13 protein-coding genes are annotated in these 16,655 nt (G+C 42.3%); 6 read left to right on the top strand and 7 right to left on the bottom strand.

What is annotated here, in order from left to right; all coding sequences use genetic code 11:
- Positions 1-280 precede the first annotated feature (280 nt).
- Positions 281-1,549 carry a lipopolysaccharide biosynthesis protein gene (locus tag AAG747_RS24975; protein WP_346823979.1) on the bottom strand — a complete coding sequence of 423 codons (1,269 nt, stop codon included), beginning with the start codon at positions 1,547-1,549 and terminating at the stop codon, positions 281-283.
- A gap of 5 nt (positions 1,550-1,554) precedes the next feature.
- Positions 1,555-1,950, bottom strand: coding sequence for a DUF3127 domain-containing protein (locus AAG747_RS24980; protein WP_346823980.1), 396 nt, complete (start codon positions 1,948-1,950; stop codon positions 1,555-1,557).
- Between the two features lie 331 nt (positions 1,951-2,281).
- On the opposite strand from AAG747_RS24980, the gene AAG747_RS24985 reads away from it, so the two are divergent.
- The 5 genes from AAG747_RS24985 to AAG747_RS25005 all read left to right on the top strand — a co-directional run bounded on the left by AAG747_RS24985 (position 2,282) and on the right by AAG747_RS25005 (position 7,217).
- Positions 2,282-2,989 (top strand): CoA transferase subunit A, encoded by a 708-nt coding sequence (locus AAG747_RS24985; RefSeq protein WP_346823981.1) that lies wholly within the window; start codon positions 2,282-2,284, stop codon positions 2,987-2,989.
- Positions 2,990-3,147: 158 nt separating this feature from the next.
- Positions 3,148-4,518: a histidine--tRNA ligase gene (gene hisS / locus AAG747_RS24990; protein ID WP_346823982.1), complete on the top strand. Its 1,371-nt coding sequence runs from the start codon at positions 3,148-3,150 to the stop codon at positions 4,516-4,518.
- 74 nt (positions 4,519-4,592) lie between these two features.
- Positions 4,593-5,507, top strand: coding sequence for a DUF72 domain-containing protein (locus AAG747_RS24995; protein ID WP_346823983.1), 915 nt, complete (start codon positions 4,593-4,595; stop codon positions 5,505-5,507).
- 502 nt (positions 5,508-6,009) lie between these two features.
- On the top strand, positions 6,010-6,768 hold the full coding sequence (locus AAG747_RS25000; protein ID WP_346823984.1) for a response regulator transcription factor: 759 nt from the start codon (positions 6,010-6,012) through the stop codon (positions 6,766-6,768).
- On the top strand, positions 6,765-7,217 hold the full coding sequence (locus AAG747_RS25005) for a peptidylprolyl isomerase (protein WP_346823985.1): 453 nt from the start codon (positions 6,765-6,767) through the stop codon (positions 7,215-7,217). Before AAG747_RS25000 ends, AAG747_RS25005 begins: the two co-directional genes overlap by 4 nt.
- Positions 7,218-7,384: 167 nt before the next feature.
- Here the strand turns inward: AAG747_RS25005 and secDF are convergent, their stop codons facing one another.
- The 3 genes from secDF to AAG747_RS25020 all read right to left on the bottom strand — a co-directional run bounded on the left by secDF (position 7,385) and on the right by AAG747_RS25020 (position 12,443).
- A complete protein-coding gene (secDF, locus tag AAG747_RS25010) occupies positions 7,385-10,432 on the bottom strand; it encodes a protein translocase subunit SecDF (protein ID WP_346823986.1) in 3,048 nt (1,015 codons plus the stop codon).
- A 96-nt stretch (positions 10,433-10,528) separates the two neighbouring features.
- A complete protein-coding gene (locus tag AAG747_RS25015) occupies positions 10,529-10,855 on the bottom strand; it encodes a hypothetical protein (RefSeq protein WP_346823987.1) in 327 nt (108 codons plus the stop codon).
- A gap of 100 nt (positions 10,856-10,955) precedes the next feature.
- Positions 10,956-12,443 (bottom strand): hypothetical protein, encoded by a 1,488-nt coding sequence (locus AAG747_RS25020; protein WP_346823988.1) that lies wholly within the window; start codon positions 12,441-12,443, stop codon positions 10,956-10,958.
- A gap of 557 nt (positions 12,444-13,000) precedes the next feature.
- On the opposite strand from AAG747_RS25020, the gene AAG747_RS25025 reads away from it, so the two are divergent.
- On the top strand, positions 13,001-14,476 hold the full coding sequence (locus AAG747_RS25025) for a Do family serine endopeptidase (RefSeq protein ID WP_346823989.1): 1,476 nt from the start codon (positions 13,001-13,003) through the stop codon (positions 14,474-14,476).
- A 133-nt stretch (positions 14,477-14,609) separates the two neighbouring features.
- Here AAG747_RS25025 and AAG747_RS25030 read toward each other — a convergent pair whose 3' ends face one another.
- Both AAG747_RS25030 and AAG747_RS25035 read right to left on the bottom strand, forming a co-directional pair.
- The gene (locus tag AAG747_RS25030) at positions 14,610-15,818 is read right to left on the bottom strand and encodes an outer membrane beta-barrel protein (RefSeq protein ID WP_346823990.1); all 1,209 of its coding nucleotides are present in this window, start codon (positions 15,816-15,818) and stop codon (positions 14,610-14,612) included.
- Positions 15,819-15,970: 152 nt separating this feature from the next.
- On the bottom strand, positions 15,971-16,630 hold the full coding sequence (locus AAG747_RS25035) for a DUF2461 domain-containing protein (RefSeq protein ID WP_346823991.1): 660 nt from the start codon (positions 16,628-16,630) through the stop codon (positions 15,971-15,973).
- Positions 16,631-16,655 lie beyond the last annotated feature (25 nt).

Genomic DNA, 16,655 nt, shown 5'->3' on the forward strand with positions numbered 1-16,655 from the left:
TTAGACTTGTAAAATAAATGCACTATTCGCTGTTACATGTCTGGGTGTGTTTTCCAGCTAAATGCCCTGTGTCTGAACCTCACAGAGTGCTTACTCTGATACTTTGAGGGATGTAAGTTAATAATTTTGCTATGAAAAGCCGGACAATTTTAAGGTATATTAAGAAAACATTACATAAGATCAAAATGGTTTTCCAATGGGATAAAAATATTATTACTTTTTTATTACTAACTGAGGAATAATCTATTATAATTTAAAAAACCATCTCTAAAAGTTTTCACTAAATCCTAATTTTATATTTTTCCAAAATTTTTCTTACATAATATACACTCAGGAGGGCTTTGAAAAGATGAGCCATAAAACTCACGATCGCCACGGCAATTAAACCGGGGTAAAACTGCAAGACCAACCACAGACCTCCCCCCTTCACCAACAAGGCCAAAGCCATTTTATATAAGTTATATTCCGGACGCTCCACCGCATCCAATGCCACTCCGTTCAAGCGGTCCAAGGGAGACAACAAATACATGAATACTACTATTTTTAGCAGTGCAGGTGCCGGGGTATTTACATACTGGGGGCCTCCCAACAAATTCACTATCCAGTTGGCAAAAATGAAAACACCCAAAGCGACTCCCAAATGTAAAAGAGATGTAAAGCGAATGTACTTGCGAAGTAGCCGCTGAAAGCTCCCGAAACGCGATTGATTGACTTCCGAAGCCAACAGAGGGTACAGGTTAGAAATGACACTGCGCAACAACAACTCAAAGCCTTCTGTCAATTTTAAAGGGATATGGTACAGCGCAGCGGCAGTAGGCCCCATCCAAAAGCCGATCAAATAGATTTCCAAGTTCTTGTAAACTTCCATTAACCCGCTGGTGCCAAAGCTATACTTCCCAAAGTGTAACATCTTTTGTAAAGACTTGCGGTGCAAGGCAAATGAAAAGGGAATCTTCCGGTGTTCGGCAAACAGTACGGCTACAGAGGCGATGCCATGGCAACTGATATATAAGTAAGCCACCCATTCAAGGTCTTTTCCTTCAAAGTAGTGGTAGATAATTCCGGTGGTAAACAATAGAAAAGTCCCCCCTCTCAAAGCCAACAATCGCAAAAAATCTCTTTCGGCCTGATAGTACCAAACGATAAAATAATTGGGCAAAGACAACAGAAAAAATAAAGGGGAAAAGCGGAAAAAAAGCCGGAACGAAGGATTAACCGAAAAGAAGCCCAAACCAAAGAGGAGAAGCGAAAGCCCGGCAGAAATCGCCCAGCCCATCCACCAGGCCTGTTGACGGTATTGTTTCTGTGACTCGTGCGAAGAAGCAGCCGTATATTTGATCAACGCTGGCAAAATCAAGCCCGTCCTGAGCATTTCAATCAGAGACACGCCTGCTAAAAATACCACCCATTGTCCGAAGACATCCGGTGTCAGGCTCCGGGCCAATACGGCATAATTCACAAAGCCCAAGGCGGCTACGGCAATGTTTCCGCCCAGGGCCTGCGTGTTTTTATTCTGTCTGAGTTGGGTTACCAGCCAGCTCAGTAACATTCGGACTAAAACGGTAATTCATCATCTCCCGCCTCTGTAAAGGTCAGGCCGGCAGCATCGTCTCCACCATCGTTCGTAGAAGGATTGTCTTGTACCGCGCCCGTTTCAGCAGAAGCCGCTTGGCCTGATTTTTCAATTTTCCAAGCATCCAGGTTAGTAAAATAAATCGTTTCGCCCCCTTTGTCATAAGGGCGTCCCTTCAAGTTGAAAAAGACCTTTACCTCATCGCCTTCACCGCAATCATCCAACAATTCACAACGGTCTTGAGTGAGTTGCAACTTAATATATTCGGGATACATACCGTCCTGGATCATCACGACAAATTCTCTTTTTTTAAACCGGTCAGTCACCGAGTGGGTATCATAGATACGTTCAAGCTTTCCTTGTAATTCAAAAGACATACTGAATGATATGATTTTATAGAATGAATATTCAATTTCAGATGCAATGGCGGCCCTCTCCGTTTAAGTATTCCGCTACCACTTCACCTGTTCGCAAAGGTGAAAAATTTAAAAGGGAATTCTATCTTTCTTTTGAAGAAATTCTTATTTTTAAAATGATTGCATGTTTCTTCTTTTCCTTATTGGAATACAAAAATAAAATATAAACTTACACTTAAAAGGTATTTATTCGTAAACAAAGGCTCAGGTTTCTTCCTAAGAAATATGCATTTCCTGCGAAATAACAATACCTGAATTCTACCAACTAATCACCAATAAACACTCATCTGACATGATCAACAAAGTTGTGGCTAATGCCGAACAAGCCATCAAAGGCATTCAAGATAATATGACACTCATGCTGGGGGGATTTGGCCTGTGTGGCATTCCCGAAAATGCCATTACCGCCTTACTCAAAGCAAAGACCAAGGGCCTCACCATCATTTCCAATAATGCCGGAGTCGATGATTTCGGAATTGGCCTTCTCTTGCAAACCCACCAAGTAAAAAAAATGATTTCTTCCTATGTCGGAGAAAATGCCGAATTTGAAAGGCAATTGCTATCCGGAGAGCTGGAAGTGGATTTGATCCCCCAAGGCACTTTGGCCGAACGCATACGAGCGGGAGGAGCCGGTATCCCAGCATTTTACACCCCGGCAGGATTTGGTACCGAAGTGGCAGAGGGCAAAGAAGTGCGGGAGTTTGACGGAAAAATGTATTTGATGGAACGCTGGCTGAAAGCCGACTTTTCTCTGGTCAAAGCCTGGAAAGGCGATACTGCCGGTAACCTGATCTACAAAGGAACCGCCCGGAACTTTAACCCGATGATGGCTACTGCCGGAAAAATCACCGTTGCAGAAGTAGAAGAACTGGTACCGGCAGGCACCCTGGATCCGGCTCATATCCATACACCGGGAGTATATGTCCAACGGATTTTTGAAGGATCAAATTACGAAAAACGCATTGAACAAAGAACAGTAAGCCAGGCAACTCACCAATAGGCTTGCGAAATGTCTGATTGCTCTGTTATTGAGCCATCAATCTATCATTTTTCAGGGGCATTCATCAGAATGTCCCTATTTTTTACCGATTATTTTTTTGAAGAGGACAGCCTTCTTATTTTTGCTAGTCAAATAAGTAAATTTAGCAACTCACGACAATGGCAAAAAATAAACCGGGTATTCCCCGGGGCACCCGCGATTTTGGCCCCGAGGTAATGGTAAAGCGGAATTTCATCTTTGAAACCATCAAAAGTGTTTATAAAAAATACGGCTTTCAACCGCTGGAAACACCCAGTATGGAAAACCTTTCGGTACTCACCGGAAAATACGGTGACGAAGGCGACCAGCTTTTATTCAGAATATTAAATTCGGGTGACTTTCTTAGCAAAAGCCAAGTAGAGGATTTTGAAAAGGGGTATAAACATCTTACCGGGAACATTTCCGGGAAAGGTTTGCGATATGACCTGACAGTACCATTTGCCCGCTACGTAGTGATGAACTGGGGACAATTAAACTTCCCGTTCAAACGCTACCAAATCCAACCGGTATGGAGAGCTGACCGCCCTGCCAAAGGTCGCTATCGTGAATTTTACCAATGTGATGCCGATGTAGTAGGTACGGATTCCCTAATCTGTGAAGCGGAAATTGTCGCAATGATCAATGAAGCTTTTGAAAAACTGGGAATCGAAGACTTTACCATCAAGCTGAACAATCGCAAAGTATTGGAGGGAATCGCTGAGGTAATTGGCGAACAAGGCCGGCAAACAGAGCTATGTGTAGCCATTGATAAATTGGATAAAATCGGACTGGAAAAAGTCAACGAAGAACTTATACAAAGGGGATTCAGCCAGGCTGCCGTAAAGGCTTTGGCGCCTTTCCTGAATATGTCAGGCAACAATTTTGATAAATTGGCCATCCTCAAAGAGCAATTTCAAAACTCGGAAACCGGAATGCAAGGCTTAAAAGAGCTGCAAGAGGTATTTGACTATCTGGAATTGATGAAAGTCAATGCTACTACCGTAGAGTTTGATCTTACCCTGGCCCGCGGCCTGACTTATTACACAGGCGCTATCTTTGAAGTAAAGGTCAATAATGTACAGATCGGAAGTGTGAGTGGTGGTGGCCGTTATGACAACCTTACCGGAGTATTTGGCTTGGACGGTATGTCAGGAGTCGGGATTTCCTTTGGCGTGGATCGGATCTATGATGTCATGGAAGAGTTGCAATTATTCCCGAGTGATTCTTCTGAAATCACCACAGCCCTGTTTATCAATTTTGACCGGGAATCCGAACGCTATTGCCTCCCGGTATTACAGCAATTCCGCCAAGCAGGAATTAACGCAGAATTATATCCGGATGCGGCCAAAATCAAAAAGCAAATGAACTATGCCAACAAGAAAAATATTCCTTATGTTATCTTGGCCGGATCAAACGAAATTGCCAACCGCCAAGTGACATTAAAAAATATGCAAAGTGGCGAACAGCAGTTGCTCACTCCTGAAGAAGCGCTGGAAGTCATCACAAAATAACCTTCTAAAAGGCGAGTGGGTATCAATATTTCACTGCTCTTACTCGCCTTTATTCCTCTTTATACACGGTTCCTATGGAATTTGGCAAATTACAAGACATCTCTCAAGTGGATTTTTCACTGCCGGATGACCACCTGCAAACCCAATCCTTATTAAAAAAACTGCCTCAGCCGCAAACAACACAGTTGTATGTGGGTTGTCCTCAATGGGCCAACAAAGAGTGGATTGGAAAAGTCTACCCTCCGGGTACCAAAGCCAATCAGTTCCTTCAGCACTATTCCAAACATTTTGATACCGTAGAATTAAACTCCTCCTATTACCATGTTCCCGAACCGGAAACCATTCGGCGATGGAAAAGTCAAACCACAAATAATTTCACCTTTTGTCCCAAGGTATTTCAAGAGATCAGTCATGCACCGGGTCTGGGCTTACAAAGCCCGGCATTTGACAGCTTCACCGAAGCTATCGCACATTTTGAAGAGAAATACGGAATCAGTTTTCTTCAACTTCCCCCTTATTTTTCTGTATTTGATGCTCCGATCTTACTTCGTTTTTTGGAAGCCTTTCCGGAGCATTTACCCTTGGCTATAGAGTTTAGACACCCTTCCTGGTTCCGGGGAGACAACCCTTTGGCCGATGACGTTTTTGATTGTATGGAAGCATTGAACATTGCTCCGGTCATTACGGATGTAGCCGGCCGCAGAGATGTGCTTCATCAGCGGCTTACCTGCGGAACCGTTGCCATACGTTTTGTAGGCAACAATTTGCATGAAAGTGATTACACACGGCTCGAAGCCTGGGCCGGACGCCTGCACTACTGGATGAGTGCCGGAGTACATCGCATTTACTTTTGGTTACACCAACCCGATTTACTCAATAACCTTTATATGGCAAAGTTTTTTGCCGAGGTCATTTTCAAAAAGACAAAAAGACAAATCATCTCACCGAAGTTTCTTACAAACCCTGTTCAAAAAACAATTTTTGATTAAATTTACCTTTCGATTGACCAAAATACACTTAAAATTACCTGTACTTTGCAAGACTTGACAGGGTATAAAAGTGAGAATTCTTGCCATTAAAGGCCAACTAAACAATTCCCGGAAATTTTTTCAACCTGGTCAATGCATTTTTTTTAACTGGCTAGCTATTCCAGATAGAAACTTAAATTACAGATAATTATACTTATGCTAGATTAGCACGGGCGCTTTTATGCCTGAAATAGCCATACAACTACAATTACTATTGCTGTATCCAAACCAATAAGTTTCTTGGGTTATCTTACAATTTATTGAAATACATAAACTGTATAATATTTACTATATTTAGTTATCAGTGCCGGAAAATACCCAAAATTTCTGGTAAGAAATTAAAGGGAAAAGTATTTTTTTATTATAAATATCAAAATCTGTATTTAAAAGAGCACGTTATTAGTTCAGTTCGTGGAATTATTGTAATTCAATTTGTAGAATCTCATTAACACTAAGAAATCAAATGGTCGACAGTATTAAAATTTTACTATGTGAAGATGACCGTGTAATGGCCAATGTAGTCAAGAAATACCTCGATGTGAGGGGCTATGAAATTACATGGTGTGACAATGGAAACGCTGGTTTGAAAGCCTTTTCCAAGTACAGGTTTGATTTGTGCATCTTCGATGTTAACATGCCTTACAAAGACGGGTACACCCTGGCCCAAGAAATCCGGAACCGCGATAAATACATCCCCATTCTTTTCATGTCTTCCAATACACTTCCCAAAGATAAAATCAAGGCATTCCGTATTGGTGCTGACGACTATGTCGCCAAGCCTATTGATGTGGAAGAATTATTACTTCGTATCGAAGTCATCATGAAGCGGCAAAACAGCCAACCCAAAGTAGCCGAAGACAACGAGAGTAAAAAGACAAAGATCCAAATTGGCAAATATCTTCTGGACTTCCCCTATCAAAAGCTAACGATTGGAGAAGAGGAAAGAAAGTTAACCACCCGGGAAGCCGAATTACTGCGCTTTTTGTATATCCACCGCAACGACCTGATTAAGCGGGAATTCATCCTGCAAGAAGTTTGGGGAGATGACGATTACTATAAAGGCCGGAGCCTGGATGTGTTCATGTCCCGTTTGAGAAAATATTTAAAAGACGATCCGGGAATAGAGATCATCAATGTACACGGAATCGGATTCAAGTTTTTGATTGCCGATGAAGTAGAACAAAAAGAAGGAGAAGAAGAAGGTAAGGGCAATGGAGAATGAGGCAAGCCAAAATCAAGACTAATCAAGGCTCCTTAACCGCAGTCCTCTTTGAAGAGGAAGCCCCCATTACAGTCGATAATTTTTGCGACTTGGCAGAATCCGGCTTTTACAACGGTCTTCGTTTTTTCAAGCATATTCCGGACATCCTGGTTCAAGCAGGCTGCCCCTTCAATAATGGTACCGGAGGAGCCGGATATTTTATTAAAACGGAGATGGCAGGTCTGCAACAAGAACATAAAAAAGGAACCCTTTCTATGGTACATGGAACACACCACAGCAATAGTTCTCAATTTATGATTTGCCTGGATGACGCCTTCGTCCATAGCTTTGATTCAAATTACACATGTTTTGGTCTGGTCAAACCATCTGATTTTGAAGTACTGCGAAAACTCCGGAAAGGAGATCAGATTGAACATATTGACATTGAATACTTCAACGCGAATCAATAACCCGACTTTCTTGATTTGATTTCTTAAAACTTTACTTATAAAAGAAAAAGCAAGAGGGCTTGTGTAACAGTTACATAAGCCCTCTTGCTTTTTCAATGTATTACCGCCTTAAGCAAGGCAACCCGCTCCCGGCTATTTCAAGCACTCGAAGCGGGCTGTACAAGCTTTTAAGCAGCTTTTTCTTTCTGCTTTTTCGCTTGTTGTTTATGATAAAGTAAGGTAGTATCGTAAACAATCGGTGTTGCCACAAAGATTGAAGAATACGTACCGACAATAATACCGACTAACAAGGCATATGAAAAACCTCTTAAGACTTCGCCACCAAACAAGAACAAGATAAACACGACTAGTAATGTGGTAAATGACGTGATCAACGTACGGTTAAGTGTTTGGTTGACGGATTTGTTCAACAGGTCTTTTAAGTGAGACTCCTCACCACCTAATTGAATATTTTCCCTCACCCGGTCAAATACCACCACCGTATCGTTAATCGAATAACCGATAATGGTGAGAATTGCCGCTACGAAAACCTGATCGATTTCGAAAGAGAAACCCAACACTCGGGCAATGGCAAAGGCTGAGAACACCACCAATGAATCGTGGAACAAGGCTGCTACCGCACCCAAGCCAAATCTCCACCTTCTGAAACGCACCCAAATATAAATAAAAATCGCAATCAGCGAGAATACCCCGGCAGTTTCAGAAGCTTTTGCAATATCATCGGCAATGGTTGCTCCGACTTTTGCAGTACTAGGAATCATAAATGTTCCCTCTTTTACGGCTTCTTGGTTTGCAACAAATTTATCTCCGGTAAACGCCTCAATCCCCTTAACTACTTCACTCATGACCAATTCATCCGTCTCAGTAGATTCGTCATCTACCATATAGTTTGTGGTAATTTTTACGGTCTGCGAATTGCCAAACGTTTTGATATCCAAGCCGGCTTCGCCTAAGTTTTTCTTCAAAGCGACTTCCATTTTGGAAGGTACTACATCATGAGAGAACTGAACCACATAAGTTCTACCTCCTTCAAAATCTACTCCCAAATTTAAGCCTTGTGTAACGATCAAAACAACTCCTACAATAATCACTGCAGCCGAACTGAAGTAAGCCGTCTTACGCTTGCTCAAGAAGTCAAAATTCGAACTGCTTAAAATGCGTTTGGAGAATGGCGTCACAAATGAAAGGTTGCTCTCATTTCCTTTCTTAGTCATCCATGTCACAATCACTCTGGTGATAAATACCGCAGAGAAGAAAGAACAAACAATACCGATAATCAAGGTAACGGCAAATCCTTTGATAGGCCCTGATCCGAATGTATACAAGAACACACCGGTGAGTAAGGTCGTCAAGTTCGAGTCAAAAATGGTAGAGAACGCTTTCTCATAACCCAGTTTAATTGCATTCAATAAATTCTTCTCATCTTTTCTCAACTCCTCCCGGATTCTTTCGAAAATCAGCACGTTTGCATCAATGGACATACCGATGGTCAATACGATACCGGCAATCCCTGGCAAAGTCAGTGCCGCATTAAATTGAGCTAAAATCCCGAAGATAAAGAATACATTGATGATCAATGCGATATTGGCAATAAAACCACCCTTGGCATAATACAATACCATAAACAAGACGACCAAGCCCAATCCAACCAGAATCGACACAATCCCTTGCTGTTGCGCTTGCACACCCAAAGAAGGTCCTACCACTACCTCTTCTACAATACGGGTAGGTGCCGGCAGTTTACCCGCTTTCAAAATATTTGCTAAATCCTTCGCTTCTTCAACCGTAAAGTTCCCGGAAATTTCAGAGCTTCCGCTAGGAATTTCTTGGTTCACTACCGGAGCCGTGCACACTAACTCATCCAATACGATGGCCACTTGGCGCCCGATATTTTTACCTGTTAACCTCTTCCACTCTCTGGCACCGGTCACGTTCATTGACATGGAAACACTTGGCCTTCCGTATTCGTCAAAGCTATGACGGGCATCATCTACCACTTCACCAGTCAATGGTGCTTTGCCACCGCGACCTATTTTTACCACATTCAATTGATAAATATTGGTCAATTGTCCGTCTTGGCCTTCGTTAGGCTTCATGTTCCACAAAAACTTCATATCCGGAGGTAAGATGGCTTTCACCTCAGGATCGTGGAAGATACGGTTAATTTTACTTGTGTCCCGGTCTTCATATGACAATCCGCCCTTGGCCAAACGGTACAAATCCGACATTTGGCTTTGCAAAGCATTCATCAACGAGTCCGCTTGAGCGGCAGAATCGCTTTGTGCAGTTTGTCCTTCAAACAGTTCCCCTTGAGTCGTATCTGTACTAAGGGTTTCTTCAACATTATCGCTAAAAAGCTGCCCTCCCTCAGCCACTGTACCTTCCGGCTCGGCTGCGGTTCCGTTCAACTTTTCATTGGCTTTTTGTCTTTTTACTAAAAGGGTATTGATTTTATCCAAATAGGGCCCGTACTCTTGCGGAGTAAACACTTCCAAAAATTCCAATTTGGCCACTCCTTGCAATAATTTTCTGACCCGGCTAGGATTGTCCACCCCTGGTAACTCGATTTGGATTCTTCCTGTCCCTTGAATTCTTTGAATATTGGGTTGTGAGACGCCAAACTTATCCACCCGTGTCTTGATAATTTCATACGCCCGGTTCATTGCACCGTCTACCTCAGCATCAATCACCTTGCGCACTTCTTTGTCAGGAGTGTCGAAGCCGATTTTTTCCCTGTTGGCACTGGTAGAGAATACTTCCGCTAAAGGCGTATTGGGGGCCAACTCTTCAAAAGCGTTAAAAAACAGGGTGGTAAATTTCGCCTGACTTTCTTTTTGCATTTCTCCGGCAGCTTTCACCGCTTCCCGGAATTTAGGATCTTCATTATCTCCTGACAAGGCAATGATGATATCTGCCGGAGAGACTTCAAGGGTTACGTGCATCCCCCCTTTCAAGTCCAAGCCTAAATTCAATTCGTTTTCTTTAACTTCCTTATAGGTGAATTTTTTAATGCCTAAGAAGTTAAATACCGGTTCGTTCCAAAGTGAATCCAGGTACTCTTGCTTCTTAAAATAGTTGACATTGCCGTCTGTTCCTCTGGCAAATTCATCTGCCTGTCCCTCTATACGAGACGCAATAAACGTAAACGACAGATAAAATACACACAGTAATGTGACTATTACCGTGAGAAAAACTATCCCGTTCTTATTCCTCATAATTGAATATCTTTTGAAATGAAACTCTCGAAAAAAATAAAAAAACCCCTCCTTTTGCTTAAAAGGGAAGATAAAGCTGGGTAAAAGAAAGGCTTGCTATGGGGCGTTGGGCGCCAGTATATACTCCAAAATTACTTGAAAATATTCTAATAAAGGAGGATAGGCTAAAGGAGCAAAAGTTATTTTAAGAAAAATAAAGAGAGGTTTGGAAAAGAATGCGGAATCAATCCTATTAAAAAAATCAAAAGAGAACTGGGTGGTTTGCAACAGGTTATAGGAAACCTTATACACAAACACCGGCTCTTCCTCATCGCTGTTTGCATCTTCTGATTGCTGCACAGCGATGGGCGATAGCTTGCTTGTATTTGTGTTCTGTTGCCATGCTGTCCACTGCCCTAGATTCAACAACAGTAGGAGCAGCATTACAAGCAATGAACTTACGCAATTCTCTATGGTGGAAGACCTCTTCATTTTCAACTCGCAAATCTAGGGAATTTGTTGGTAGAATAAAATAATGAACCGGTTAAAAATCTCCCGAAAGCCAACCGGCAAAAAATCCGGTCTTCCGGAAGCCTTTCCCGAATTGAAATTCGGCCACTTCTTTTTCCAAGGTTTCTTTGTCAATCCCCACATGCTGATAATACTCTCCGGCATACAGATCCGTACAGAACTGCAAGCGCCTGGGTTGCATACTATATTTCCTGGATTTTGCATCTCTGGTTTTGGCATAATGCAATAAAGCATTCTGCCCGTACAAATGCAATGTATCGGTTTGCTGGGCTTTTACTCCCGCATACTTATAGTCAAAGTACCGCTGGCTTACCACAGGGTTGTTCATCCAGCCAAAGGAGAGCTTCCATAGTCCGTTACCCGGTTGATAAAATCGAAACTTAGCTTCATAATGCCCCCGAAACCTTCGGAAATGCCGGTTGGATCCGCCATCGATGAATTGAATCTTACTGACCAATAGAGAGGAGTTCATAGCCGTTTCCGGAAGCATTTGAAAGGTATTGTTGAATTCCAGATAGTGCTTTAAATTTTCTTTGCCAAAGGATTCACTCACTTCTCTCATCACTTTATCCGATTCTCCCGAATCTTGAATAAAGAACACATACTCCTGGGCCGGGTCCATCAGTAGCAGGTAGCGTTTCAGTTGGTCCGGTCTGGGGGTAATATTCACCAAATACCCCTTCAAGGTAGCAAAGCTACCCGATTCTACCGGTAGTTTTTCCTCAAACTCATACACCCGGGTATCCAAAATCACCTGGGCAAAATATTCCATTAAGTTCTCATGGGTCACTTTTTCCGGTGAAGTTTTCAGTGCATGCACCGTAAGCTTACGTCCCATCAAGGCATCTTCGTACACCACTTCGGCCAAACTACTCCCCATTGTCCATAATTCTTTGGGAGCAATTCCCCGGGGCAAATCCAAAAAAAGATCCCGGACGGAAGGAAAACTTAAAATAGAAATACTGTCCGGTTGCATCAACAAGGTAAAAGAACGCAGGTGGTACTCTGATAAATAAGGTAATTTTTCCAACAATTGTTTACCCGCTTCCGGTAGGTTGGGAGCCACCGTAGCCACCTGTTCCTGGGGCACCTCCCCCATTTCCACCATGTTAGAAGAAAGTTTATTGAAATTGACAATCCGGATGTCTTGTAACCCATGTTTATCTTCCAGAACGATTTTTTGAGACATCATCGTTTCCAGGTCCTTTTCTGCTCCGGCCACCAGATGGTACCAGCGTCCCTCATCCTCAGTCTCACTGGCAATCAAGTACGCATTGATCTCCATTTCGGTCAGGCGTTTCTGTGCTTTTTCGGCCTGTTGATAAAGCCTGTAACGGTGAATTTCTATGGCATAGGGAACCCTAGCGCTAAAACGTTTTTCACCTCCGCATGAAAGCAGACAACATATAAACATAAAACCAAATAGATGCAAAGATTTTATTCTCAACAACATATGCTTATTCTTTCTTTTATACTGATGTTGGGTAATATCGTTTGACAAAGGAATCCGTTTTCTAAAAATTCCGATCAGACAAAAAAGCAACTTCGTTTCACAACAGTTTACAAATTTTACCTAATACGATGCAATTTTATTTATAAAAAGCAAAGTTGTTTTTTTAGAAACCTCCCCTTAAAATGCCATAAAGACACCTAGTACACCCCCTGAAATGTCAGAATGGCAAAGTAACCGGTCATAAATCGCTTGGCACTGGGATTGTTTTTATCGGATATAAAGTCAGTTTGTTTGGGTTAGCCTACTCCCTTCTTCTCCGGAATAAAGGAAAATGGTCATTGAGTTTATCACTATGCGATTTACCTACAAAACTAAGACAAAGTCAGTGAGTAAAAAAATGACAATAAAAACCTCTGACAAGCTTTGACAATCAGCTGGTTGCCTGGTATATTCATAGGCTATATTCAAAGCGCCCCTGGCTTTTTTTAACATTAATTATATTTTCTTAAGAGCGATTTAACAGCCATTCACCCGGAAATTACCGTTTTTCGAATTGTGAAAACCTTAAACGAAAGTTATACATACTCTAAAATAGAGAAACTATTATGAAGACTACCATCAAACTAATTTTGGCAGGTATGATCGGTGGTATGATTACCCTAGGATCGTACAAACTCTTTGAGCCGGAACAAGCCTCCCAACAAAATTATCCCCGGGAAAACATACCTGCTCGTTACAGCAACTATTCGGTCAACAACGCTCATAAAGTTGCTGAAGCAGCCTTGGATTTTACTTATGCCGCTGAAAAAACCGTGGATGCCGTGGTTCATATCCGCTCGGTCAGTAGCCGTACGACAGGTGGCCCTCAACAGATACCCGCTCCTTTCCGGTTTTTCTTTGACGAAGAGGACCTTGGCAGAGGCTATCAACCCCAACCTCAAGTGGGTAGTGGGTCCGGAGTGATCATTAGTAAAGACGGATATATTGTAACCAATAATCACGTAATTGATAACGCTGACGAAATCGAGGTAACCCTACATGATAACCGCAGCTTTGCAGCCAAAGTAGTGGGTACCGACCCCTCAACGGACATTGCCGTAATAAAGATTGATGAAGAGAATTTACCTTCTTTGACCTATGGAAGCTCAGATGCCTTAAAACTTGGCGAATGGGTATTGGCGGTAGGGAATCCCTTTAACCTTTCGTCAACGGTAACGGCAGGAATTGTCAGTTCCAAGGCCAGAAACATCCGGATCATCCGTGACAATGCGGCCATTGAGTCTTTTATCCAAACAGATGCCGCGGTGAACCCGGGAAACAGTGGCGGAGCTTTGGTCAACTTGCGAGGAGAACTGGTGGGCATTAATACCGCTATTTCATCTCCTACCGGCTCCTACACCGGGTATGCCTTTGCGGTTCCTGTTACCATTGTGCAAAAAGTAGTGTCGGACTTAAAAACCTACGGCAAAGTCCAAAGGGCTTACTTAGGAGTGTATATCCGTGACATGAGTAGTAAACTGGCCGAAGAACTGAAAACTACTATTACCGAAGGGGTATATGTAGACAGCTTGGTAGTAGAAGGTGCCGGAGACCTGGCGGGGATTCAGAAAAAAGACATCATTATGAATGTAGACGGAAAACCGGTAAAATCCGTAGCCGAACTGCAAGAAGCAATCGGTAGAAAGAAGCCGGGAGATGTGGTAAAAATATTGCTTAACCGCAATGGCTCATCCAAAACACTTTCCGTAGAACTCAAAAACAGAGAAGGAAGTAAAGACCTGGTAAAAGCACATAAAAACAGCACCTTACAAGAATTGGGCGCTGAGTTTGAAACCTTAAGCAAACAGGAGAAAAAAGAATTGAACCTCGAAAGCGGTGTTCGCTTAAAAAAGTTGTATCCTGGTAAGTTACGTTCTAAAACCCAAATGAAAGAGGGTTTGATCATAACCAAGATAAACAATAAGTTAATCAATTCCGTAGAAGATTTAATAGAGGAGTTAGAAGATACGAAAGGTGGCGTATTGATTGAGGGGATGTATCCGGGAAAAGACGGAGTTGAATATTTCGGATTTGGCATGTAATTGTTCACTTTCATATTTAAACAGGCAGACCCGGCTTCTTAAGCCGGGTTTTCTTTTATGTCTGCCTTCCGTGCGAAAAACTCAGACCGGTCACACTCCTCCCTTTCTACAGGCCTGATCTACATGCCTGGAATTAAAAATCAAAGAAATAACTTACCCCTACTTGTAACCTCACTCCGTTTTCTGTGATTTTAAAATCTTCATCATTTTCCTTTTCCCAATAATTAAAATAGTACAGCATTGCATCGAAGGCCAATTGGTCGGTTACAAATAAAGGATATCCCAACCCCAAGCGTATCTCTCTGATACTATTGGTTTGTTTATCGGTTTCTCCGTCATCTTCCTCCTTAAAGGTTATTGTACCAAAGTTGACGGCTCCATAGGCATAGGGCATATAGTTTTTCACGGGGAGATGTATACGTGCATTGGGCCCGGCGATAAACCAGGTATCGGTATCTTTCTCATCTCCACTTTTATACCGGTCCCAGCCCACGTCCAGATCCAGACCTAAAGCAATATTGTCCCAAAAATAATACTGAACCATGGGTGAAAAGCTAAAGAAGGTACCGTTTTCATCATTGGGGTTGGTATCCGGCTCTTCATCAAAATTCAACAGGTCAAAGTCGGCAATACCGGTTCCTGTGATAAAAGTCCCGGCAGAAAAGCGATCCGGATAATTACACATCCGGCCGGTATTGACATCCCGCTCATGTGAAAAGAAGTAATTCACCCCCACATCTATCATCAACCCGTTTTGTTTATCTTTGAAATCGGTATCTCCGGATTTTCGATTAAAAAAGCCGTATGCAAATTTAATATCCCCTACTACCCGGTCGGCAATTTCCGTTTCAAAACCAACACCAAAATTCAGGAAAGACAGGTTGTCCGTATTGCGGTTGGAAGAACCGTTCGATTTGGTTTTAATATATTCCCAACCAAAACCGCCTTCGGCAAAGGCAAACAGTCCATGTTCTTCAAAGGGGTAGTAACGCACTTGGGGAGCAAACGTCAAATCGGATATGGTGACCCTATTGTCAGAGCCTTCCGTTTTACTGCTCGAAGAAAAATAACTGACTTCCAAACCTACCGCCAGGTTATCAATCAGAAAGTAATTTGCGGTAGGAGAAAAACCAAAACTTCTGAAGTCGGTAATGGTTTCGGAAGCATTTTCACGCTTTTGCCTGTAAAAATTCAAATGGGTGCTGAAATCTACAAACCAGTTGCCCTGGGTATGCAACCCGTAGCTAGCTGTATTGTCAACACTTTCGTCTACTTGAGCATAGGAGGAACAATACACCAGACAACAAATCATTGCCAAACAATGGTAAATCCATGGTTTCATAAGAATTCTATTTAAATAAAGAATGGTAAGTGGTGGATAGTAATGCCAGGGCAAATCCGTTTGTGGTTTTTAGGATGCCCTGGTATTTCTGTAGTTGTTGCCTGTTCGGGTAAGGACTATTGACTGGCTTATCAAAAGTGTATTTGAGGAAATTAATCGTTGATTGCGGTATTCAAAAAATGGTTAAAGGGTTTCATGGCTTCAAATACTTGTAAAAGATACTGTTCAAAACCATTTTCCAAAACGGTTTTGTCCTGTATGGGATGCATCATCAGATAACTTTTGAACCGCAACAAATCGATATGCGGATGGTCTTTAGGATAGCCTTTAGGAGCCGTTTTGAGCTTCTCCCCTTTAATCTCGGTAAAATACTCTACAAATTTTTGGTCTTGAATCAGCTTCAAAAAGTCTTCGGTGTTATAATCAATCTCCTGCCGGATCTTTGCCAGCTGCTGACCACCAGGCATATATACGCCTCCTGCCAGAAAGCTCTCACCGGGTTGTAAGTGAACATAGTAACCTGCCATCCCTGACTTCCTTCCCCCCGGGCATATAAATGCACCAAAGTTTTCTTTGTAAGGGCGCTTATCCTTACTAAATCGAATATCCCGGTTAATACGGAAGATACACTGTTTCGCTTCCAATACACCCAATGTATCGTCCAACTTGGATACACCTGATATCACGGATTCTACCAACGATTTAAATGTTTGACGGGCCTTTTCATATTCAGGCTTATTTTCCATCATCCATTCTCGGTTATTGTTTTCGGATAGTTTTGTTAAAAAATCGAGTGTTTGACGTAAGTCCATAGTAATAATGAATTAAAGAAGTTAC

Source organism: Rapidithrix thailandica (assembly GCF_039710355.1).
Lineage (GTDB): Bacteria > Bacteroidota > Bacteroidia > Cytophagales > Flammeovirgaceae > Rapidithrix > Rapidithrix thailandica.

Bases quoted from the DNA above. Each gene is read 5' to 3' on its own strand.
- AAG747_RS24975 (WP_346823979.1), bottom strand. From the start codon at position 1,549: ATGTTACTGAGCTGGCTGGTAACCCAACTCAGACAGAATAAAAACACG.
- AAG747_RS24980 (WP_346823980.1), bottom strand. From the start codon at position 1,950: ATGTCTTTTGAATTACAAGGAAAGCTTGAACGTATCTATGATACCCAC.
- AAG747_RS24985 (WP_346823981.1), top strand. From the start codon at position 2,282: ATGATCAACAAAGTTGTGGCTAATGCCGAACAAGCCATCAAAGGCATT.
- hisS (WP_346823982.1), top strand. From the start codon at position 3,148: ATGGCAAAAAATAAACCGGGTATTCCCCGGGGCACCCGCGATTTTGGC.
- AAG747_RS24995 (WP_346823983.1), top strand. From the start codon at position 4,593: ATGGAATTTGGCAAATTACAAGACATCTCTCAAGTGGATTTTTCACTG.
- AAG747_RS25000 (WP_346823984.1), top strand. From the start codon at position 6,010: ATGGTCGACAGTATTAAAATTTTACTATGTGAAGATGACCGTGTAATG.
- AAG747_RS25005 (WP_346823985.1), top strand. From the start codon at position 6,765: ATGAGGCAAGCCAAAATCAAGACTAATCAAGGCTCCTTAACCGCAGTC.
- secDF (WP_346823986.1), bottom strand. From the start codon at position 10,432: ATGAGGAATAAGAACGGGATAGTTTTTCTCACGGTAATAGTCACATTA.
- AAG747_RS25015 (WP_346823987.1), bottom strand. From the start codon at position 10,855: ATGCTGCTCCTACTGTTGTTGAATCTAGGGCAGTGGACAGCATGGCAA.
- AAG747_RS25025 (WP_346823989.1), top strand. From the start codon at position 13,001: ATGAAGACTACCATCAAACTAATTTTGGCAGGTATGATCGGTGGTATG.
- AAG747_RS25030 (WP_346823990.1), bottom strand. From the start codon at position 15,818: ATGAAACCATGGATTTACCATTGTTTGGCAATGATTTGTTGTCTGGTG.
- AAG747_RS25035 (WP_346823991.1), bottom strand. From the start codon at position 16,630: ATGGACTTACGTCAAACACTCGATTTTTTAACAAAACTATCCGAAAAC.